This window comes from Pseudomonas helleri (genome assembly GCF_001043025.1).
Lineage (GTDB): Bacteria > Pseudomonadota > Gammaproteobacteria > Pseudomonadales > Pseudomonadaceae > Aquipseudomonas > Aquipseudomonas helleri.
Window position 1 is genome coordinate 113,220 of record NZ_JYLD01000015.1, and the last position, 18,405, is coordinate 131,624.

Genomic DNA, 18,405 nt, shown 5'->3' on the forward strand with positions numbered 1-18,405 from the left:
CCACTCACCTCGTTGTAATGAAACGTCAGCAGACCTTGGGCCATCTTAATTACAATCGACCGTTACCGCAGCCCTGTAACGCCCTATTACTGCTAAAGAAGGAAGCTATTTGTGTCCATCCGTCCGTTCCAGCAGCACACACCTACCGTGGGCGAGCGCGCCTTTGTCGACCGTTCGGCCGTGGTGATTGGCGACGTCGAGATCGGCGCCGACAGTTCGATCTGGCCATTGACCGTGATTCGCGGCGATATGCACCGCATCCGTATCGGTGCGCGCACCAGCGTGCAAGACGGCTGCGTGCTGCACATCACCCACGCCGGGCCGTTCAACCCTGAAGGTTTCCCGCTGCTGATCGGCGATGACGTGACCATCGCGCACAAGGTCATGCTGCATGGCTGCACTGTGGGCAGCCGGATTTTGATCGGCATGAGCAGCATCGTGATGGACGGGGCGGTGATTGAAGATGACGTGATCGTGGGCGCGGGCAGCCTGGTGCCTCCGGGCAAACGCCTGCAAAGCGGCTTTTTGTATGTCGGCAGCCCGGTCAAGCAAGTGCGTGAACTGACTGAAAAAGAGAAAGCCTTTTTTACCTACAGCGCTGGCAACTACGTAAAACTCAAAGACCAGCACTTGGCCGAAGGCTACGACCAGCCCGTTTAAGCCGCCTATTTTGGAGCCCTGCATGCAGTATCAAAACGTATTGTTCGACCTCGACGGCACCCTGACCGACCCACGCGAAGGCATCACCCGTTCTATCCAGTATGGATTGAGCAAAATGGGCATTGAGGAGCCAGACCTGCGCAAACTCGAACACTTTATCGGCCCGCCGTTGCTGCAAGCCTTTATCGAGTTTTACGGCTTCAGCGAAGCCCAGGCATGGGAAGCCGTGGGCTTTTACCGTGAGCGTTTCTCGGTCAAAGGCCTGTACGAAAATCAGGTGTTTGAGGGTATTACGCCGCTGCTTGAAGAACTGGTGGGCCAAGGCCGCCAGCTGTTCATCGCCACCTCGAAGCCGCAGATTTACGCCCGCGAAATCGCCCGGCACTTTGACTTCGCCAAGCACTTCAAAGAGATTTACGGCAGCGAGCTGGACGGCACGCGCACCAACAAGGTCGAGCTGATTGCTCACCTGATGGCCGAAGAAAAGTTGGACCCGGCGCAGACCCTGATGATCGGTGACCGCAAGCACGACCTCATCGGCGCCAGCCACAACGGCCTGGACGCGGCGGCCGTGGGCTACGGCTTTGGCAGCTTCGAAGAGCTGAGCGCGCACGCGCCCACCTACCACTTTGAGACGCTGGCACAGCTGCACCAGGCGTTTAGATAAATCGGTTGGAGCGGGCTTGATCGCGATCTTTTAAACGATCAAAAGATCGCTAGGCAAGCTCGCTCCTACACGATTCGTGCGTCGATTTCGCGCTGCAAATCCTGGCGCCAGCCCAGCAGAAAACCCAACTCCACCACCACAAACAACGGCCCGACTATCAGCCCGGTAACGTCGTCGATAAACGCAGGCTTACGCCCTTCGTAATAATGCCCCACGAACTGGATCACCCAGCCGACCACAAACAGCCCAACCCCCCAGCTCATCCACGCGCCCGTGCTCAGCGCCGCCAAGGTGTACCCGAGCCAGACCGCCAGCCCCAGCAACACGGTCATCAATAACCCCAAGCGCAGCTCAAGGCGCAGGTAAAACACCGCACTGGCGATCATCACTAACACCGCAGGTGAAATACCCGCCCATTGCGGTCGCGACAACAGCACCGCCACGGCAATCACAATCAACGGGATGCCCACAAAGTGGCTAACAATATTGCGTTTGTCACGGTGATAAGCGGCGTATTGGCTCAGATGATCAACCAGGCTTTTCATGGCGGTAGCTCGCAGGGTGGGCAACGCATTGAGTGTAATACGCCTGCGCGTTCTGAACGGCGATGGTTTTTTGGTTATTAACAAATAGCTTCTTATTCCTTAGCGAATCTAAAAACCGTCCCTATACTGACTCGGTAACACACATACCGCTGGAGGCGCACAGCCATGGGCAATGAATCGATTCGCTATTTGATAGTGCCGGGTTGGCAAGGTTCGTCTGACGATCATTGGCAAACCCACTGGCAAAACAGCTTGCCGAACAGTGCCCGGGTGGAACAGGCCGACTGGTTGACGCCACGCCGCGAAGACTGGATTGCCGCGCTGGCCGAGGCGATTGCCGCCGACAGCACACCGGTCATTCTGATTGCCCACAGCCTGGGTTGCATCACCGTCGCGCATTGGGCCGAACGTGCCCCCGCCAGCTTGCTGAGCCAGGTGCGCGGTGCCTTGCTGGTCGCCCCGGCAGATGTCGAACGCCCCACCTGCGCCCCTGCGTTGCGTAACTTTGCCCCGATCCCGACGCAAACCCTGCCGTTCCCGAGCCAAGTCGTCGGCTCTGACAACGATGCCGCGGCCAGCGCGCCTCGCGCCATGGAGTTTGCCCGCCATTGGGGCGCCGAGGTCGGCATTCTCAGCGGCGCCGGACATATCAACGTCAAGTCTGGCCACCAACGCTGGGAGCAAGGCTTCGCCTTTTTGTATCGCCTGCAAACCCGTATTGAGCACGGTGCCCTGCGCCGCGCCTGAATTTTTTGTAACGCCCGCGCCCACCCATCGGCGGCGGGCGGGAGCCCGCCATGAGTCTGCATGAAACCTTTGGACAGCCCCTGCTGACCTTCCCCGACGCCGAAAAAAGCCCGCTGAGCATTCGCGCCAAAGCGCTGGTGTTTGTCGACCCGCGTTCGCGCCAATTGCGTGATGACCTGGAACTGCTGGCGCCGCGCGCGCTGCCGGTCTTGATTCGCGGCGAAACCGGCACCGGTAAAGAGCTGTTGGCCCGGCATATCCACCGCGCCAGCGACCGCACCGGTTTGTTTGTGTCTGTTAATTGCGGCGCGATCAGCCCCACCTACGCCGATGCCGAGTTGTTCGGTTACGCCCCCGGCAGCCACAGCAGTTCGGCCAGCAGCCGTGCCGGCTGGTTCGGCTCAGCCAATGGCGGCACGCTGTACCTGGATGAGATAGGTGATTTGCCGCTGGGCATTCAGGTCAAATTGCTGGCTGCACTGGAAACCCACGAAGTCACGCGGGTCGGCGCTCATCAGCCCAGCCCGGTGGATGTGCGCCTGGTGGCGGCCACCAGCATCGACCTGGCTCAGGCGGTACAGGCTGGCAAATTTCACGAGCGGCTGTATCACTACCTCAGCGAGGGGCAACTGCCGTTGCCCGCTTTGCGCGAGCGGCCGGGGGATATTTTGTCGTTGGCCGAATACTTTTTAGGCATCTACAGCCAGCGCCTCAACCTGCCGGTGCCATTTATCAGTGACAGCGCGCAACGGGTATTGGAGCGCCACACATGGCCCGGCAATACCCGTGAGCTGGAGAACGTCATCCACTTTGCGCTGCTGGTGAGCACCGGCGAAGAGATCCGCCCCGAGCATTTAAACCTGCCTGACAGCCTGGGGCAGATTGAGCACTTTATTAAAGGCGCAACGGCGCAGGAGCTGGCGGCGCTGAAACAGCTGCTGGCATAACCCCCATCTCGCGATCTTTTAGACGATCAAAAGATCGCGAGGCAAGCTCGCTCCTACAGGGAGAGATTTAAAGAACCAAATGATCTAAGCGAATGAACAAATATTATTGTTCTGGAATAAAGAAAGTCGGTATCTTTCGCCCCGACTCCAATAAAACCGTTACCAGAACGGTCACTTCTTAAGGATATTGCATGAAAAAGGTTCTGTTGTTTACCGCATTGGCGGCTGCTTTGACGGCAGGCCTGGCACAGGCTAACGAAAAATTGGTGGTCGCTGCGACCCCGATTCCTCACGCTGAAATCCTTGAGTTGATCAAACCGACCCTCGCCAAAGAAGGCGTGGATCTGGACATTAAAGTCTTCACCGACTACGTGCAGCCGAACGTACAAGTCGCAGAGAAGCGTCTGGACGCCAACTACTTTCAGACCCTGCCGTACCTCGAAAGCTTTAACAAAGGCAAAGGCACCAACCTGGTGACCGTGGTCGGCGTTCACGTTGAACCGTTTGGTGGTTACTCCAAAAAAGTTAAAAACCTGTCAGAGCTCAAGGATGGCGCAACCATCGCGATCCCTAACGAAGGCAGCAACAGCGGCCGTGCATTGATCCTGCTGCAAAAGGCCGGTCTGATCGAACTGAAAGACCCGACCAACGCGGTGGCCACCCCGAAAGACATCGCTAAAAACCCGCACAACTTCAAGTTCAAAGAGCTTGAGTCAGCATTGCTGCCACGCGTGCTGGACCAGGTTGACCTGGACATGATCAACACCAACTACGCGCTGGAAGCGGGCCTGAACCCGGCCAAAGACGCGCTGATCATTGAAGGCTCTGATTCGCCTTACGTGAACTTCCTGGTGGCTCGCCCGGACAACAAAGACAGCGACGCAATCCAAAAGCTGTCCAAAGCGCTGACCAGCCCTGAAGTCAAAGCGTTTATCGAGAAGAAGTACCAAGGCGCCGTGGTGCCTGCGTTCTAATTCAACTCCCGCTCACACAAAACGCCGACGGCTCCTACAGCGTCGGCGTTTTTTAGTATTTGGCAAAAGTACCTAGCAGAGTTAACAGGTAGGCAAGGTCTGGCATTGGAGCAAAGCTGGGGGACATTCAGCAAAGAGCCAACCCACATGCCTCTTAAACGCTATGCCTACGACCCTCTGGATCGCTTAACAACAACGACAATGGGCGCGCAGCCCTCGACGCAGCGTTTTTATCATCTTGAGCGCTTGAGCACTGCACGCCAGGGTGAACACAGCCAGACAATCTTTCAGCACCACGACCAGTTGCTGGCTGAAAAACACACAACCGCAACGCTGTTGCTGGGCACCGACCTGCAACGCAGCGTGCTGCACTCTCTCAACGGCGCACACCATTACCCGCGGGCTTACACCCCGTATGGCCATCATCGTGGGCAACAGGGGCTGTTGGGGTTTAACGGAGAAGCCCACGATCCGTTGACCGGCCACTATCTGTTAGGCAACGGTCACCGCGCGTACAACCCCGTGTTGATGCGCTTTAACAGCCCCGATACGTTAAGCCCGTTTGGTGCCGGCGGGTTGAACCCCTACTGCTATTGCCTGGGTGATCCGGTGAACCGGGTAGATCCCAATGGGCAGATTTCCTTTGCCTTGATAGCCCCTATCGTCCTGTCAGTTATTGGGTTGAGCGGGACAGCGGTCGGAGCAATTCCCTCTGTGGGCTTTTACGCATCCTTCAAAGCGTTAAAAGCTGGCCCCATCAAGGCCGTTGATCTTGCGAAGGTCGCTGGTGTGGGGTTTACAGCCTCCGCAGGTATTGTCGGCACGGTTCGATTGAGCATGGCAGCGGAACATAACAACACAGGCAGCACTGAAATGACCTCGGTGGGCATAGCCTTGGCCATTTTAGGTTTAAGCAGCTCTGGCTTGGCCACTAAGCTGGGCTGGAGTGGCATTAGAGCGGCAGCCAGAGCTAAGAGAGTTGCCAAGTTAATGGGTAAAAACTCCCCACCGCCGCGTCCCCCAAGAAACTCTATTTCCTCAACATCGAGCTCAACCTCGCCACACTTTGCTAAACGAATCACCGAAGAGAACACCTCCGAACTGCCAATGCCCACGCTATACGTGCGCGATATCAATACACCCCCTCCCGGAGTTCTATCTTGGGCAGATCGAATACGACGGGCGTGATCGCTCTATCAATCCGCCCAATGCCAAGCCGGTTGATCCAGCATGCGTTGCCCAACGACCTCGGTCTGGCCGAGGTTTTTTTCCAGCACGATGCAGTTGCACTCCGGGTCTTGCTGCAAGGCGGCAATCAGCCGCCGGGCGTGGGACACCACCCACACCTGGGAGTGGTGCGAGGTGCGAATGATCAACCGCGCCAGCGCGGGCAGCAGGTCGGGGTGCAGGCTGGTTTCGGGCTCGTTGAGCACCATCAGCGTCGGCGGGCGCGGCGTGAGCAGGGCAGCCACCAGTAGCAGGTAACGCAAGGTACCGTCCGACAACTCCGCCGCCGACAATGGCCGCAACAAACCTTCTTGATAGAACTCGACAGCAAAGCGCCCACCGGGCATCGCATTGATCTCCAGCCGCGCGCCGGGGAAGGCGTCACTGATGGCGCTGTGCAGGACTTGCGGGTCGCCCATTTCGAGGATGGTTTGCAGGGCCGCAGCCAGGTCGCGGCCATCGTGGTGCAACACCGGTGTGCGCGTGCCCAACTGCGGCTGACGCACCGGCGCATCAGGGTCGGTGCGAAAGTGATCATAAAAGCGCCAACCGCGAATCGACTCCCGCAGCCGCAGCACTTCAGGCGAGGCCTGCAAGCTGCCAACTTGATCGAACAAGCTGTCGAACATCGGCGTGTGCTGCGCCAGCACCTGCCAACTGCGCTCAGTACGGGCACGGATCATCGGACCATTGCGCTCCACCAGCTCACTGGCCGGGCGGTAGCTGGGGCCCACCCAAATGCTTTCGTGTTTGATTTGCGGGTCGAGGGTAAACGCTGACAGCTCAGGCGGCGACACCCCCAAGGCGATGGCGTAGCTGAAATCTTCGGCCGCAAAGCCCATGCGCAAGCGCTTGACCTTGTTGCGCGGGCCGCCCTCGATGGCCACCTCGCCAGACTTCATGCGCCGCGACACCACCTCGGGCCCCGCCCAGAACGTCGACTCCAGCCCGCCTTCACGGGCCAGCGCATTGACCACCCCGCCCTGAGCCGTCTCGGCCAGCAAACGCAGCGCACGGTACAGATTGGATTTACCGCTGCCATTGGGGCCGGTGATCAAATTGAGCCGCGCCAGCGGGACGATCAACTGGTTGATGGAGCGATAGTTGGCCACCGCCAGAGTGGTGAGCATTGGGTGACCTCAAAACAGATGGGAAAGGCGTGCACAGAGTCCCACAAAGTCTGAACCCTGTTCTACGCTATGTGTCGTATTGTCTCGATCACTGAGCACCAAGCAAAGGAGTCTGCATGGCTGGTCCACGAATCAAGTGTGCTTGGGGCTTAAGCCTTTTGGCGCTCCTGACGGCTTGCGGTAAAGAAGGCCCCAAAGAGCCTTTATCACCACGGGTTTATATACAAGAAGTTACCAGCCGCGACTATGCACCTCCCATTGCGCTCAGTGGCGACATTCAGGCACGGGTCGAAACCCAGCTGTCCTTTCGGGTCGGCGGCAAGATCATCGAGCGCAAGGTCGATGTCGGTGATCACATTCAGGCCAACCAGGTGTTGGCGCGCCTAGACCCCAAAGACCTAAAAATCCAGGTCGAGACCGCCCAAGCCAGCGTGTATGCGCAACAGGCGCAAGTGGTACAAACCCGCGCCGCCTATGTGCGCCAGCAAAAGCTGCTGCCAAAGGGCTACACCAGCCAAAGCGAATACGATGCGGCCTATGCGGCTCAGCAGAGCGCACAAAGCGCCTTGGCGGCGGCGCAAGCGCAACTGGCCAATGCCCGCGAACAACTCAGCTACAGCAACCTGGTGGCGGAAGCGCCGGGCGTGATCACCGCGCGCCAGGCCGAAGTCGGGCAGGTGGTGCAAGCCACCATGCCGATGTTCTCGCTGGCCCGTGATGGCGCCCGCGATGCCGTGTTCAACGTGTACGAATCGCTGTTTATCGAGCCGCCCAAAGACCCTACCGTGCAAGTCACGCTGTTGCAGGACCCGACGGTCAAGGCCAACGGTTTTATCCGTGAGATCACCCCCGCCGTGGCGGCGCAAAGCGGCACGCTGCAAATCAAGGTGCAACTGGACTCGCTGCCCAAGGGCATGGACCTGGGCTCGATTGTCAGCGTCAACCTGAGCCCGGCGCCGCAGCGCAGCATTGAAATGCCATGGTCAGCCCTGACCAAAGATGTCAGCGACCCGGCGGTGTGGGTGGTCGATGGCGACAACAATGCGCGCCTGCAAAAAGTCACCGTGGGACGCTACCTGACCGGCAGCGTGATCATCAGTGATGGCCTCAAGGACGGAGAAAAAGTCGTGGTCGCAGGCGGACAGTTGTTACACCCCGGCATGAAGGTCGAGATAGCACCCACGCCAGCAGGGGGGATGGCACTATGAACCGTCTCTGGATAGCGCCTTTCGCGGCCCTGTTGTTGCTGGGCTGCTCTGAAAAAAAGCCGCCTGAGCCACTCGTCAGGCCCGTGCTCTACGTGGTGGCCAAGCCCGACCTGACCCAACATCTGGGGCGCTTTGCCGGCAATATCGAAGCCCGCTACGAAAGCACCTTGGGCTTTCGCGTGCCGGGCCGCATCGTGCGGCGCTATTACGACGTTGGCGCGTTGGTTAAAGAAGGCGATATTTTGGCCAGCCTCGACCCGACCGATCAGCAAAACAACGTGCGCGCCGCGCAAGGCGATCTGGACAAGTCCCGCGCGCAGTTGATCAACGCCCAGGCCAATGCCCGGCGCCAGCAAGAGCTGTTCAATCAGGGCGTGGGCGCGCAAGCCCAGCTGGACACGGCACAAGCCGACCTCAAAACCGCGCAGGCCGCCGTGCAACAAGCGTCAGCGGCGCTCAATCAGGCTAAAGACCAGCTCAGCTACTGCAACCTGCGTGCAGACCATGACGCGGTGATCACCGATTGGGCGGTCGAGGCTGGCCAAGTGGTGAGTGTCGGTGAAGCCGTGGCCACCCTGGCGCGACCTGAAATCAAAGAAGCGGTGATCGACCTCCCGGCGCCGCTGGCCGAAGCCTTGCCCAAAGACGTGGTGTTTTTTGTCGCAGGCCAACTCGACCCGAACGTCAACACCAAGGCCCATGTTCGCGAAATCGCGCCCCAGGCCGACAGCGCCACGCGCACCCGCCGTGTGCGGCTAACCCTGGACCAGACCCCACCGGCCTTCCGCCTCGGTAGCTCCATCAGCGTCACGGTCAGCAGCCCGATTACCCAGCACTTCCAGGTGCCGCAGACCGCCCTGCAAGAAACCGACGGCAAAACCCGCGTGTGGGTCGTCGACCCGCACACACTCACCGCCAACACGCGGGAGGTGACCGTATGGCGCCGCGACGCCAATACCGTGTTGCTCTCGGGCGGTATCAGCAGCGGTGACGCCGTGGTCAGTGCGGGCGCCTACAGCCTTAAACCCGGACAAAAAGTCAGACTCGACAAGGAAAGCTCGCAATGAATGGGAAATTCAACCTGTCCGAGTGGGCCCTCGAGCATCAGTCATTCGTGTGGTACCTGATGTTCGTCGCGGTGCTTGCCGGGTTCTTTTCGTACTTCAACCTGGGCCGCGCCGAAGACCCCAGCTTTACCATCAAAACCATGGTGATTCAGACCAAGTGGCCCGGCGCCACGGTGGATGACACCATGCTGCAAATCACCGACCGTATCGAGAAAAAGCTCGAAGAGCTGGACACCCTCGATTACGTCCAGAGCTACACCCGGCCGGGCGAGTCCACGGTGTTTGTGTTCTTGAAAGACACCACCAAGGCCGAGCTCATCCCGCATATCTGGTACGAGGTGCGCAAAAAAATCGGCGACATTCGCGGCGACTTCCCCCAAGGCATTCAAGGCCCGGGGTTCGACGATGAGTTCGGTGATGTGTACGGCACGATTTACGCCTTTACCGGCGACGGCATCAGCATGCGCCAACTGCGCGACTACGTCGAAGAAGTGCGCCTGGGGATCCGCGACATCCCCAATCGCGGCAAGATGATGACCATCGGCGAGCAGGCCGAAACCTTCTACCTCGACTTCTCGACCCGCAAACTGGCCGCGCTGGGCCTGGATCAACAACACATTCTGCAAAGCCTGCAAGAGCAAAACGCCGTGACCCCGGCGGGGGTCATTGAAGCCGGACCAGAGCGCATGTCGGTGCGCGCCTCCGGCCAGTTCCACAGCGTGGCCGACCTTGAGGCGGTCAACCTGCGGGTCAACAACCGCTTCTACCGGCTCGCTGACGTGGCCGACATTACCCGTGGCTATGTCGACCCGGCCGCGCCGATGTTCCATTACAACGGCCAGCCGGCCATTGGCCTGGCCGTGGCCATGAACACGGGCGGCAACATTCAGGAATTCGGCGAGCAACTGCAGCAGCGCATCAACGAACTGACCGCGCAACTGCCGGTGGGCGTGGGCGTGCACATGGTCTCTGACCAGGCCGAAGTGGTTCAGGTGGCCGTACACGGCTTCACCAGCGCGCTGTTTGAGGCGGTGATCATCGTTCTGGCAGTGAGTTTTATCAGCCTGGGCCTACGCGCGGGCATGGTAGTGGCGATCTCGATCCCGCTGGTGCTGGCGCTGGTTTTCGTGTTCATGGAATTCACCGGCATCGCCATGCAGCGTGTGTCGCTGGGCGCGTTGATCATCGCCCTGGGCCTGCTGGTGGACGACGCGATGATCACGGTAGAGATGATGATCTCGCGGCTGGAACTGGGCGAAACCAAACAGCAGGCCGCAACGTTTGCCTACCACTCCACGGCTTTCCCGATGCTTACCGGTACCTTGGTCACGGTGGCGGGCTTTGTCCCGATCGGCCTCAACAACAGCGCGGCGGGGGAGTACACCTTCACCCTGTTCGCAGTGATTGGCGTGGCCCTGCTGGTGTCATGGATGGTGGCGGTGCTGTTTGCCCCGGTGCTGGGCGTGCACGTGCTGCCCGCCAAGGTTAAACCCAAGTCCGAAAAACCGGGGCGGCTGGCCCAAGCGTTCAACACCGGCCTGCTGTGGTGCATGACCCACCGCTGGTGGACCATCGGCGGCACGGCGGCGATGTTCCTGGCCTCGGTGGTGGGCATGACCTTTGTGCAAAACCAGTTCTTCCCGGCCTCTGAGCGGCCTGAAATCCTGGTGGATTTGAACTTGCCGCAAAACGCCTCGATCCAGGAAACCCTCAAAGTCACCCAACGCTTTGAAGCCTCGCTCAAGGACGACCCGGACATCGTGCGCTGGAGTACCTACGTGGGCGAGGGCGCGATCCGTTTCTATCTGCCTCTGGACCAGCAACTGCAAAACCCGTTCTTCGCCCAGTTGGTGATCGTCAGCACCGGGCTTGAGAGCCGCGATGTGTTGATGGAGCGGCTCAACAAACGCCTGCGTGAAGAGTTTGTCGGCGTTGGCAGTTATGTGCACACCCTGGAACTGGGCCCGCCCGTGGGCCAGCCGCTGCAATACCGGGTGAGCGGCCCGAACATCGACCAGGTGCGCAAACACGCCATCGACCTGGCCACCGTGCTGGACGCCAACCCCAACGTGGGCGAAACCCTGTTCAACTGGAACGAACCAGGCAAAGTGCTGCGGGTCGACATCGCGCAAGACAAGGCCCGCCAGTTTGGTTTGTCGTCCGAAGACGTCGCGCAAGTGATGAACAGCATCGTCACCGGCGCCACCGTCAGCCAGGTCAAAGACAGCATCTACCTGATCGACATCGTCGGCCGGGCCAATGGCAGCGAACGCAACACGCCAGAGACCCTGCTCAACCTGCAAATCACCACGCCGAGCGGCACCTCGATCCCGTTGCTGGCGTTTGCCTCGGTGCGTTACGAGCTGGAGCAGCCGCTGGTCTGGAGCCGTGACCGCATACCGACCTTGACCCTCAAGGCCGCGGTGCGCGGCGACATTCAGGCGGTTGACCTGGTGGACGACCTTAAACCGACCATCGATGAGTTCATCGCCAAACTGCCACAAGGCTACAAAGTCGAAACCGGCGGCACTGTGGAGCAAAGCGCCAAGGCCCAAGGCCCGATCGCCAAAGTCATCCCGTTGATGCTGTTTTTGATGGCGACCTTTTTGATGATCCAGCTGCAAAGCGTGCAGAAAATGTTCATCGTCGTCAGCGTCGCGCCGCTGGGCCTGATTGGCGTGGTGTTGGCGCTGGTGCCCACCGGCACGCCGATGGGCTTTATCGCGATTCTGGGGATCCTGGCGCTGATCGGCATCATCATTCGTAACACGGTGATCCTGGTGACCCAGATCGACCAGTTCGAGCGTGACGGCTTCGACCCGTGGCATGCGGTGGTCCAGGCCACGCATCACCGTCGTCGGCCCATCCTGCTGACCGCCGCAGCGGCCAGCCTGGGCATGATCCCGATTGCACGGGACGTGTTCTGGGGCCCGATGGCCTACGCCATGATCGGCGGCATCTTCTCGGCCACCTTGTTGACCTTGCTGTTCTTGCCGGCCCTGTACGTGGCCTGGTACCGCATCAAAGAAAACAAAAACCCGCCCCCGGCCATTCACTGACCAGGCAGGAGCGAACTCGCACTGGCTCTGTAGCCGCTGACGAGGCACGAAGGCTGCGATGGGTTGCGTAGCGACCCAGACGGCGGTCCTGCGGCCCGCATCGCAGCCTTCGTGCCTCGTCAGCGACTACACGTTCAAAAGAGGTTGGCAGCTGTGCGCAGGCGCGGAGCCTACCAAGCGTTTTGAAAAGTTGAAATCCAATATTCAGGCTTGCACGCCCGAACGCTGATGATTCAGCGACGGGGCGAACTATAGGCAGCCCTCAGAAGGGTGAACACCCTAAATGTTGTAGGAGCTGGCTTGCCTGCGATCTTTTGATCTTCAACGTGAATAAATTGCGATCAAACACGCTATTTAGCGCTGCTTGGCGCGGTCGTATACAGCGCTGCGTTCGCGTTTCCCGACAGCAATCACTGCCACTACGACGCGCTCATCAATGACTTTGTACACCAACCGGTAGCCTGCCGATTTAAGCTTGATCTTGTAACAGTCGGGCATCCCGTGAAGGGCGTCAGCCCCTATACGTGGGCTTACCAATCGTTCGACCAACTTCTTTTTAAATTGCTGCTGAAGCGTATAGCCCAACTTCTCCCACTCTTTCAAAGCTGTGGGCAGGAACTCCAGCTTATAAGTCATCCAGATTTACCGGGATAGGCGTCTCTTGGCTGCGAGCCTTCACCAGTTCAGCAAGGTCCATGTCATCCAGACGCTCCATGATGGCTTCAAACACTTCAGCAGGCACCATGTAGCCCATGACACGGTTGTGGTTGAGCACCGCAACCGGAGCACCGTGGGCAGCATTCATGACTGCGGAGGGATTTTTCTTGAGTTCAGACACACTCACCGCTCGATCTGCCAAGACGCTTTGCATAATTTAGCCCTCTAAATAGGTCGTTATATTGGTCTATTTAGAGGGGCGCATCAACCTAAGATTTAGTGAGTCGCTACACCTCGCGCAACACCAACACCCCCAGCACATCGCAGCCTTCTTGCAACAACAACGACGTCGCCTCACACACCGCACTCAAATCATGCGGATCGCTGCTGTAGGCGTTCATGTGGGACAAACTGCGCAACAAATTCTTCGCCGCCTGAAAGCGCTGCTCAGCACAGGTGAGCAAGGCAGACACAGACGCCTGGGTATCAATCAAGAGAACGTTGGAATCGACAGGATTGTCGGTTTGCGGGAGGAAATGCGACATGGTGGAAACTCCTATGAATTAAGGAGCCACTTCAATCAGCTTGCACGCAGAAAGAGGGTGGCAGCTGTGCGCGGGTGTGCAAGACCGGCCATAGGAATCCGGCAGACCCGAAGATCTCCCACGCACAACCGCCATAACGCTGAGTGCAGGCGCGGAGCCTACCAAGCGTTTTGAAAAGTTGGAATCCTATGATCAGGCTTGCACGCCCGAACGCTGATGATTCAGCGACGGGGCGAACTATAGGCAGCCCGCAACGAGCACCACAATGGGCCAAAGCACGAGCAAGCCTCATCCCACACAAGTCAGGGAAAGGTCTGTAATCGCGCTGCCTGAATCGCGAGCAAGCCCGCTCCCACAGGTCCTGTGCAACACCTGTGGGAGCGGGCTTGCTCGCGAGGGGGTCAACGCACCAAATGCAGGAACTGCATGTGGCGTTCGTACTGGTCGAGGATGTCGTTGATGATCTGATCCTTGGTGTAGCCCATCAGGTCGTAGTCCTGGCTGCCTTCGCTCAGGTGCACTTCAGCCCGGTAGTAACGGCGGTTACGCAGTTCTTTGGGGCCCATGCCGCCACGGGCAAACGATGGCGTGAAGTAGCCGCGCATTTGCACCTGGTAGACGAACGGGTGCTGGTCACCATGACCAATCTCAAGGCTGACGTTGTCATTGGCCGGGTCAGGCTGGGTGACAACGTTGAGGCCCTTTTCGAGGAACACCGCGCTCACTTCTTCAATCGCCGGGCGCACCGTGGTGTCCATGAAGCGGTACACCTCGTCCCGCGACGGGAAGTGCACGGCCTGGCTCAAGCGTTGACGCCAGCCACCACGGCCACGGCGCGACACGGCCACCGGGGCCAGCGAGTGCATCTGCGCGATCTTCTTCTGCGATTCCAGGTAGAACGCCTTGTGCAGCCCCCACATCATCAGCAACAGGATCAGCGAGAACGGCAGCGAGGTCAGAACCACCGCCGACTTGAGCGCGTCGATGCTGCCCGAGAACAACAGCGCACTGGTCACCAGCGCGGTCATCCCACCCCAGAACACCCGCAGCCATTTGGGGCCATCTTCGTCAGCGCTATTGCCACGCGCCGAGAGGGTCGACAGCACCACGGTGCCAGAGTCGGCCGAGGTCACGAAGAACACAAAACTGATGAACACCGTTACGGCGATCACGGTTTTGCTCCACGGGTAGGTTTCCAGCAGCAGGTACAAGGCGCGCGACGGGTCGTCGATGGCGGCTTGGCCCAACGCCGTCAGGCCGTGGTTGAGCACTTGGTCGATGGCGCTGTTGCCGAAAATAGACATCCACGCCAGGGTGAAGCCCAGCGGAATCAGCAGCACGCCAAAGACGAATTCGCGAATGGTCCGGCCACGGGAGATACGCGCAATAAACAGACCCACAAACGGCGACCATGCGATCCACCAAGCCCAATAGAACACGGTCCAGCCGCCCAGCCAGTCGCTCGGCTTGTTGTAGGCATACACATCAAAACTCTTGGTCGGCAGCGCGCCCAGATAGTCACCGATGTTCTGGATCAGGGTGTTGAGCAGGTGCTGCGTCGGCCCTGCGAACAGCACGAACAGCAGCAGCGCACAGGCCAGCAGCATGTTGATGTCGGACATCACGCGCACGCCTTTGTCGACGCCCGCGATGGCCACCAGAATGGCTGCGCCCATCATCAGGGTGATCAACCCCACCTGAATCCATTGGGTGTGCGGCACGCCAAACAGGTAGTCGAGCCCGGAGTTGAGGTGCAACACCCCAAACCCCATGTCGGCACCCAGACCAAACACCGTGGCGATGATGCCAAAGCCGTCGACCGCGTAGCCGATGGGGCCATTGATGCGTTTACCGATCAGCGGGTACAGCGCCGAACGCAGCGCCAGCGGCAAGTTATGCCGGTAGGCAAAGTACGCTAGCGCCATGCCGACAAAGGCAAACACGCCCCAACCGTGCAAACCCCAGTGCAAAAACAGCAACTGCATGCCTTGGCGCGCCGCCTCGGCGTTACCGGCCGGGCCTTGTGGCGGGTTGAGCATGTGGGTGAGGGGTTCTGACACACAAAAGAAAAATAGCGTGATGCTGATCCCGGCGGCAAAGAGCATGCCCGCCCAGGACAGGTAACTGAACTCAGGTTCGTCGTGGTCGGCACCGAGCTTGATCTTGCCGTAGCCGGACAAGGCGGTGACGACCACGAAGATCAGATACAGGGTCATCGCTAGCATGTAGTACCAGCCGACCGTATTGGCCGCCCAGTTTTGTGCTGCCAGTAGCCATTCTCCGGCGGCTTCGGGCAATGAAATCACCACCAGCCCGAAGACCAGAATAAACGCGGCGGCAAAGTAGAAAACCGGCGGGTTCATGCGGATGAGAGACGTCTGCGACGTCGAAGGTGCACTCATGGCAAATACACCTCGCAGCAATGATACAGGCGTAAAAAGAGCGAGTTCGGCAAAGGTTAGCCTCCTGTTGTGAGCGGGCAGCGGACCACCGGTTTAACTTGAACGAGCATTCAAGTTAAACATGGATGGCGTGTGAGGACTAATCGCTACCCTTGGCTACACGTGTCTTACGTTAGCTCATGGCAAGGTATGACACATGCCCGCGCACGAACGTTCAGCCGTTATGGCACGGGGCTATCCGGGATTTGCCGACGGTAGGTCGCGGGCGGAATTTGAGGGGGTGAAAAAAAATTCTAAAAAATCAAAGCACGTCGCTATCTGGTCAAAAAATAGCCAAATTCAACGGTCTGATTTCACCCATCCAGATCGCATGGTCGGTGTGATCCAGCAGGTCATTGCCGGTGTCGGGGTGCAGAAAGATCACCAGCCCGTGTCGGCTGATAGCCAGCCAGGGCAATACAATGCCGAGCAGTTCGGGGCCGAAGGCCAGTTGGCAGCTCCAGTCGGGGTGCGGACCGACCGGGCGTTCGTGGACGCGGCCCATGCTGATGCCAAATCGGTGCGCCGCTTCTTCGCACAGGGCGCGCGCCTGGTCGATGGTGCTGGCGTCGTAATAGACGTGGGCGTGATAGCCCTTGATTCGTTGCATAAGCGCCTCTTGATTGTGTGCTGCACGCATTATTAATGTGGGAGCGGGCTTGCTCGCGATGCAGACGGTGCGGTGTATGCGAACATCCGCGGCGAGGCCATCGCGAGCAAGCCCGCTCCCACAGAGGTAACCTTGCACGCGCACTCTAAACCCACACTCAGCGAGAGCGTTATGCCCCGGCTCAACCGCACTGCCATCCTGCCATTTCTGAATTGGCTGCCCAAACAAACCCGCGCAAGCGTAGGCCGAGATGCGCTGGTGGGCTTGAGTGGTGCAATTCTGGCACTGCCGCAGTCCATCGCCTACGCCTTGATTGCAGGTTTACCGCCTGAATACGGGCTATATGCTGCCATTGTGCCAGTAATTATTGCGTGCTTGTGGGGCTCGTCGTGGCATTTGATCTGCGGGCCGACGGCGGCCATCTCGATTGTGCTGTTTGCCAGTGTCAGCCCGCTGGCGGTGCCCGGCACGCAGGACTACATCGGCCTGATCCTGCTGCTGACGTTTTTGGCGGGGATTTTTCAGTGGCTGCTGGGGATGCTGAAGTTTGGCGCGCTGGCCAATTTTGTCTCACATTCGGTGGTGGTCGGGTTCACCCTTGGCGCGGCGGTGGTGATTGCCTTGGGCCAGTTGCCCAATGTGCTGGGTGTTGATGTGCCGGGCAAAGCCACGGCGCTGGACAGCCTGCTGACGCTGTTGCGCCATGTGCGCGACTTCGACCCCGCGTCGTTGGGGCTCGGGGTAGGGACGGTGCTGTTGGGCGTCGCACTCAAGCTGTGGCTGCCACGTTGGCCGACGCTGCTGTTGACCCTGGTGCTCGCCAGCCTGGCCGTGTGGCTGCTGCCGTCGGTGTTTGGCCATGTGCAGTTGGTGCAGGCGTTTGTGGGGCGTTTGCCGCCGTTTAGCCCGCTGCCGCTGGATATCGAAACGCTGTTGCGTCTGCTGCCCAGTGCCGTTGCGGTGGGCATGCTGGGGTTGGTGACCAGTTTGTCGATTGCCCGCTCGATAGCAGCACGTTCGCAGCAAATGCTTGATGCTAATCAGGAGATCCGCGCACAAGGCTTGTCCAACGTGTTCGGCGCCTTGTTCTCGGGGTATTTGTCCTCGGGCTCATTCACCCGCTCGGGGCTCAACTACGAAGCGGGTGCCCGCTCGCCATTGGCCGGGGTGTTTTCCGCGTTGTGGGTGGCGCTGTTTGCGATCACCGGTTCCGCGCTGATTGCGCACATCCCGATCCCGGCCATGGCGGGGAGTATTTTGCTGATCAGTTGGGGGTTGGTGGACACCCGCGGCATTCGGGCGCTGTGGCGCGTGAGCCGGGCCGAGTTCGCGGTGATGGCACTGACCTGCGTCGCGACCTTGCTGCTGGAGCTGCAAACAGCGATTTATGCCGGGGTGCTGGCGTCGCTGTTTTTCTACCTCAAGCGCACTTCGCGCCCGCGCATCCAGCAATGGACAGAAGGGGATGAAGAAGTACTGCGGGTCGGCGGGTCGATTTTTTTCGGCGCCAGCCATTACTTGCAAGTGCGTTTGCAACGCACCCAGGGGCAGCGGGTGGTGATCGAGGCGCAGCACATCAACTTTATCGACTATTCGGGGGTTGAGATGCTGCACCAGGAAGCCCGCCGCTTGCTGGGACTAGGCCGCAGCCTGACCTTGCGCCGGGCACGGTCGCCGGTGGTGGAAGAATTGAAGAAGCTGGAAGGCGCGGACAAGTGCCCGATTTTATTTGAGGACTGACCTGTAGGAGCGAGCTTGCCTCGCGATCTTTTTGAAGATCAAAAGATCGCGAGGCAAGCTCGCTCCTATGTATGGACTCGCCCCCCACTGTCAACCCGCTTTTGCCCACTGACACCCGGCTGCATCTATGTATAAGGCCTATTCTAGGAAGCCATAATCGGCTTCTGGCCAACATTTTATG

17 protein-coding genes are annotated in these 18,405 nt (G+C 59.3%); 10 read left to right on the forward strand and 7 right to left on the reverse strand.

Translation table 11 applies throughout. The annotated features are described in order from the left end of the window. Positions 1–111: 111 nt before the first annotated feature. Together TU84_RS21230 and TU84_RS21235 are read left to right on the forward strand one after the other, a co-directional pair. Positions 112–660, forward strand: coding sequence for a gamma carbonic anhydrase family protein (locus tag TU84_RS21230; RefSeq protein ID WP_048372587.1), 549 nt, complete (start codon positions 112–114; stop codon positions 658–660). A gap of 22 nt (positions 661–682) precedes the next feature. Beyond that, complete coding sequence (locus TU84_RS21235; RefSeq protein ID WP_048372589.1) at positions 683–1,327, forward strand: HAD family hydrolase; 645 nt, start codon at positions 683–685, stop codon at positions 1,325–1,327. A gap of 65 nt (positions 1,328–1,392) precedes the next feature. Here the strand turns inward: TU84_RS21235 and TU84_RS21240 are convergent, their stop codons facing one another. Then, on the reverse strand, positions 1,393–1,872 hold the full coding sequence (locus tag TU84_RS21240) for an Mpo1 family 2-hydroxy fatty acid dioxygenase (RefSeq protein WP_048372591.1): 480 nt from the start codon (positions 1,870–1,872) through the stop codon (positions 1,393–1,395). A 165-nt stretch (positions 1,873–2,037) separates the two neighbouring features. Here TU84_RS21240 and TU84_RS21245 point away from each other — a divergent pair, with 165 nt between their 5' ends. The 4 genes from TU84_RS21245 to TU84_RS25305 all read left to right on the forward strand — a co-directional run bounded on the left by TU84_RS21245 (position 2,038) and on the right by TU84_RS25305 (position 5,728). Then, entirely contained in the window at positions 2,038–2,619 is a 582-nt protein-coding gene (locus TU84_RS21245; protein ID WP_048372593.1) for an alpha/beta hydrolase, read from the forward strand. A gap of 50 nt (positions 2,620–2,669) precedes the next feature. Beyond that, complete coding sequence (locus TU84_RS21250) at positions 2,670–3,566, forward strand: sigma 54-interacting transcriptional regulator (RefSeq protein WP_048372595.1); 897 nt, start codon at positions 2,670–2,672, stop codon at positions 3,564–3,566. 191 nt (positions 3,567–3,757) lie between these two features. After that, positions 3,758–4,540 carry a MetQ/NlpA family ABC transporter substrate-binding protein gene (locus TU84_RS21255; RefSeq protein WP_048372598.1) on the forward strand — a complete coding sequence of 261 codons (783 nt, stop codon included), beginning with the start codon at positions 3,758–3,760 and terminating at the stop codon, positions 4,538–4,540. 147 nt (positions 4,541–4,687) lie between these two features. After that, complete coding sequence (locus TU84_RS25305; protein WP_053225285.1) at positions 4,688–5,728, forward strand: RHS repeat-associated core domain-containing protein; 1,041 nt, start codon at positions 4,688–4,690, stop codon at positions 5,726–5,728. A gap of 8 nt (positions 5,729–5,736) precedes the next feature. On the opposite strand, the gene TU84_RS21265 is transcribed toward TU84_RS25305, so the two are convergent. Further along, on the reverse strand, positions 5,737–6,897 hold the full coding sequence (locus TU84_RS21265) for an AAA family ATPase (protein WP_048372600.1): 1,161 nt from the start codon (positions 6,895–6,897) through the stop codon (positions 5,737–5,739). A gap of 116 nt (positions 6,898–7,013) precedes the next feature. Between TU84_RS21265 and TU84_RS21270 the strand changes: the two genes are divergently transcribed. The 3 genes from TU84_RS21270 to TU84_RS21280 are packed head-to-tail and all read left to right on the forward strand — an operon-like array spanning position 7,014 to position 12,231. Continuing rightward, on the forward strand, positions 7,014–8,105 hold the full coding sequence (locus TU84_RS21270) for an efflux RND transporter periplasmic adaptor subunit (protein WP_048372601.1): 1,092 nt from the start codon (positions 7,014–7,016) through the stop codon (positions 8,103–8,105). Further along, positions 8,102–9,172: an efflux RND transporter periplasmic adaptor subunit gene (locus tag TU84_RS21275; protein WP_048372603.1), complete on the forward strand. Its 1,071-nt coding sequence runs from the start codon at positions 8,102–8,104 to the stop codon at positions 9,170–9,172. The genes TU84_RS21270 and TU84_RS21275 overlap by 4 nt, the downstream gene beginning before the upstream one ends. Next, complete coding sequence (locus TU84_RS21280; RefSeq protein WP_048372605.1) at positions 9,169–12,231, forward strand: efflux RND transporter permease subunit; 3,063 nt, start codon at positions 9,169–9,171, stop codon at positions 12,229–12,231. The genes TU84_RS21275 and TU84_RS21280 overlap by 4 nt, the downstream gene beginning before the upstream one ends. 354 nt (positions 12,232–12,585) lie before the next feature. On the opposite strand, the gene TU84_RS21285 is transcribed toward TU84_RS21280, so the two are convergent. The 5 genes from TU84_RS21285 to TU84_RS21305 form a co-directional block, all read right to left on the reverse strand. Further along, the gene (locus tag TU84_RS21285) at positions 12,586–12,867 is read right to left on the reverse strand and encodes a type II toxin-antitoxin system RelE family toxin (RefSeq protein ID WP_048372607.1); all 282 of its coding nucleotides are present in this window, start codon (positions 12,865–12,867) and stop codon (positions 12,586–12,588) included. Next, the gene (locus TU84_RS21290; RefSeq protein ID WP_048372609.1) at positions 12,857–13,102 is read right to left on the reverse strand and encodes a type II toxin-antitoxin system prevent-host-death family antitoxin; all 246 of its coding nucleotides are present in this window, start codon (positions 13,100–13,102) and stop codon (positions 12,857–12,859) included. The genes TU84_RS21285 and TU84_RS21290 overlap by 11 nt, the downstream gene beginning before the upstream one ends. A gap of 73 nt (positions 13,103–13,175) precedes the next feature. Continuing rightward, positions 13,176–13,433, reverse strand: coding sequence for a hypothetical protein (locus tag TU84_RS21295; protein ID WP_048372611.1), 258 nt, complete (start codon positions 13,431–13,433; stop codon positions 13,176–13,178). Positions 13,434–13,834: 401 nt separating this feature from the next. Beyond that, complete coding sequence (betT, locus tag TU84_RS21300) at positions 13,835–15,796, reverse strand: choline BCCT transporter BetT (protein WP_206540844.1); 1,962 nt, start codon at positions 15,794–15,796, stop codon at positions 13,835–13,837. Between the two features lie 361 nt (positions 15,797–16,157). Beyond that, on the reverse strand, positions 16,158–16,484 hold the full coding sequence (locus TU84_RS21305) for a DOPA 4,5-dioxygenase family protein (protein ID WP_048372615.1): 327 nt from the start codon (positions 16,482–16,484) through the stop codon (positions 16,158–16,160). A gap of 171 nt (positions 16,485–16,655) precedes the next feature. Here TU84_RS21305 and TU84_RS21310 point away from each other — a divergent pair, with 171 nt between their 5' ends. Next, positions 16,656–18,224 (forward strand): SulP family inorganic anion transporter, encoded by a 1,569-nt coding sequence (locus TU84_RS21310; protein ID WP_048372617.1) that lies wholly within the window; start codon positions 16,656–16,658, stop codon positions 18,222–18,224. The last annotated feature ends 181 nt before the right edge of the window (positions 18,225–18,405 follow it).

Excerpts from the sequence above, each read along its gene's own strand:
- TU84_RS21270 (WP_048372601.1), top strand. The coding sequence starts at position 7,014 with ATGGCTGGTCCACGAATCAAGTGTGCTTGGGGCTTAAGCCTTTTGGCG.
- TU84_RS21310 (WP_048372617.1), top strand. The coding sequence starts at position 16,656 with ATGCCCCGGCTCAACCGCACTGCCATCCTGCCATTTCTGAATTGGCTG.
- TU84_RS21255 (WP_048372598.1), top strand. The coding sequence starts at position 3,758 with ATGAAAAAGGTTCTGTTGTTTACCGCATTGGCGGCTGCTTTGACGGCA.
- TU84_RS25305 (WP_053225285.1), top strand. The coding sequence starts at position 4,688 with ATGCCTCTTAAACGCTATGCCTACGACCCTCTGGATCGCTTAACAACA.
- TU84_RS21305 (WP_048372615.1), bottom strand. The coding sequence starts at position 16,484 with ATGCAACGAATCAAGGGCTATCACGCCCACGTCTATTACGACGCCAGC.
- TU84_RS21280 (WP_048372605.1), top strand. The coding sequence starts at position 9,169 with ATGAATGGGAAATTCAACCTGTCCGAGTGGGCCCTCGAGCATCAGTCA.
- TU84_RS21275 (WP_048372603.1), top strand. The coding sequence starts at position 8,102 with ATGAACCGTCTCTGGATAGCGCCTTTCGCGGCCCTGTTGTTGCTGGGC.
- TU84_RS21295 (WP_048372611.1), bottom strand. The coding sequence starts at position 13,433 with ATGTCGCATTTCCTCCCGCAAACCGACAATCCTGTCGATTCCAACGTT.
- TU84_RS21235 (WP_048372589.1), top strand. The coding sequence starts at position 683 with ATGCAGTATCAAAACGTATTGTTCGACCTCGACGGCACCCTGACCGAC.
- TU84_RS21290 (WP_048372609.1), bottom strand. The coding sequence starts at position 13,102 with ATGCAAAGCGTCTTGGCAGATCGAGCGGTGAGTGTGTCTGAACTCAAG.
- TU84_RS21285 (WP_048372607.1), bottom strand. The coding sequence starts at position 12,867 with ATGACTTATAAGCTGGAGTTCCTGCCCACAGCTTTGAAAGAGTGGGAG.
- TU84_RS21245 (WP_048372593.1), top strand. The coding sequence starts at position 2,038 with ATGGGCAATGAATCGATTCGCTATTTGATAGTGCCGGGTTGGCAAGGT.
- TU84_RS21250 (WP_048372595.1), top strand. The coding sequence starts at position 2,670 with ATGAGTCTGCATGAAACCTTTGGACAGCCCCTGCTGACCTTCCCCGAC.
- TU84_RS21240 (WP_048372591.1), bottom strand. The coding sequence starts at position 1,872 with ATGAAAAGCCTGGTTGATCATCTGAGCCAATACGCCGCTTATCACCGT.
- betT (WP_206540844.1), bottom strand. The coding sequence starts at position 15,796 with ATGAACCCGCCGGTTTTCTACTTTGCCGCCGCGTTTATTCTGGTCTTC.
- TU84_RS21265 (WP_048372600.1), bottom strand. The coding sequence starts at position 6,897 with ATGCTCACCACTCTGGCGGTGGCCAACTATCGCTCCATCAACCAGTTG.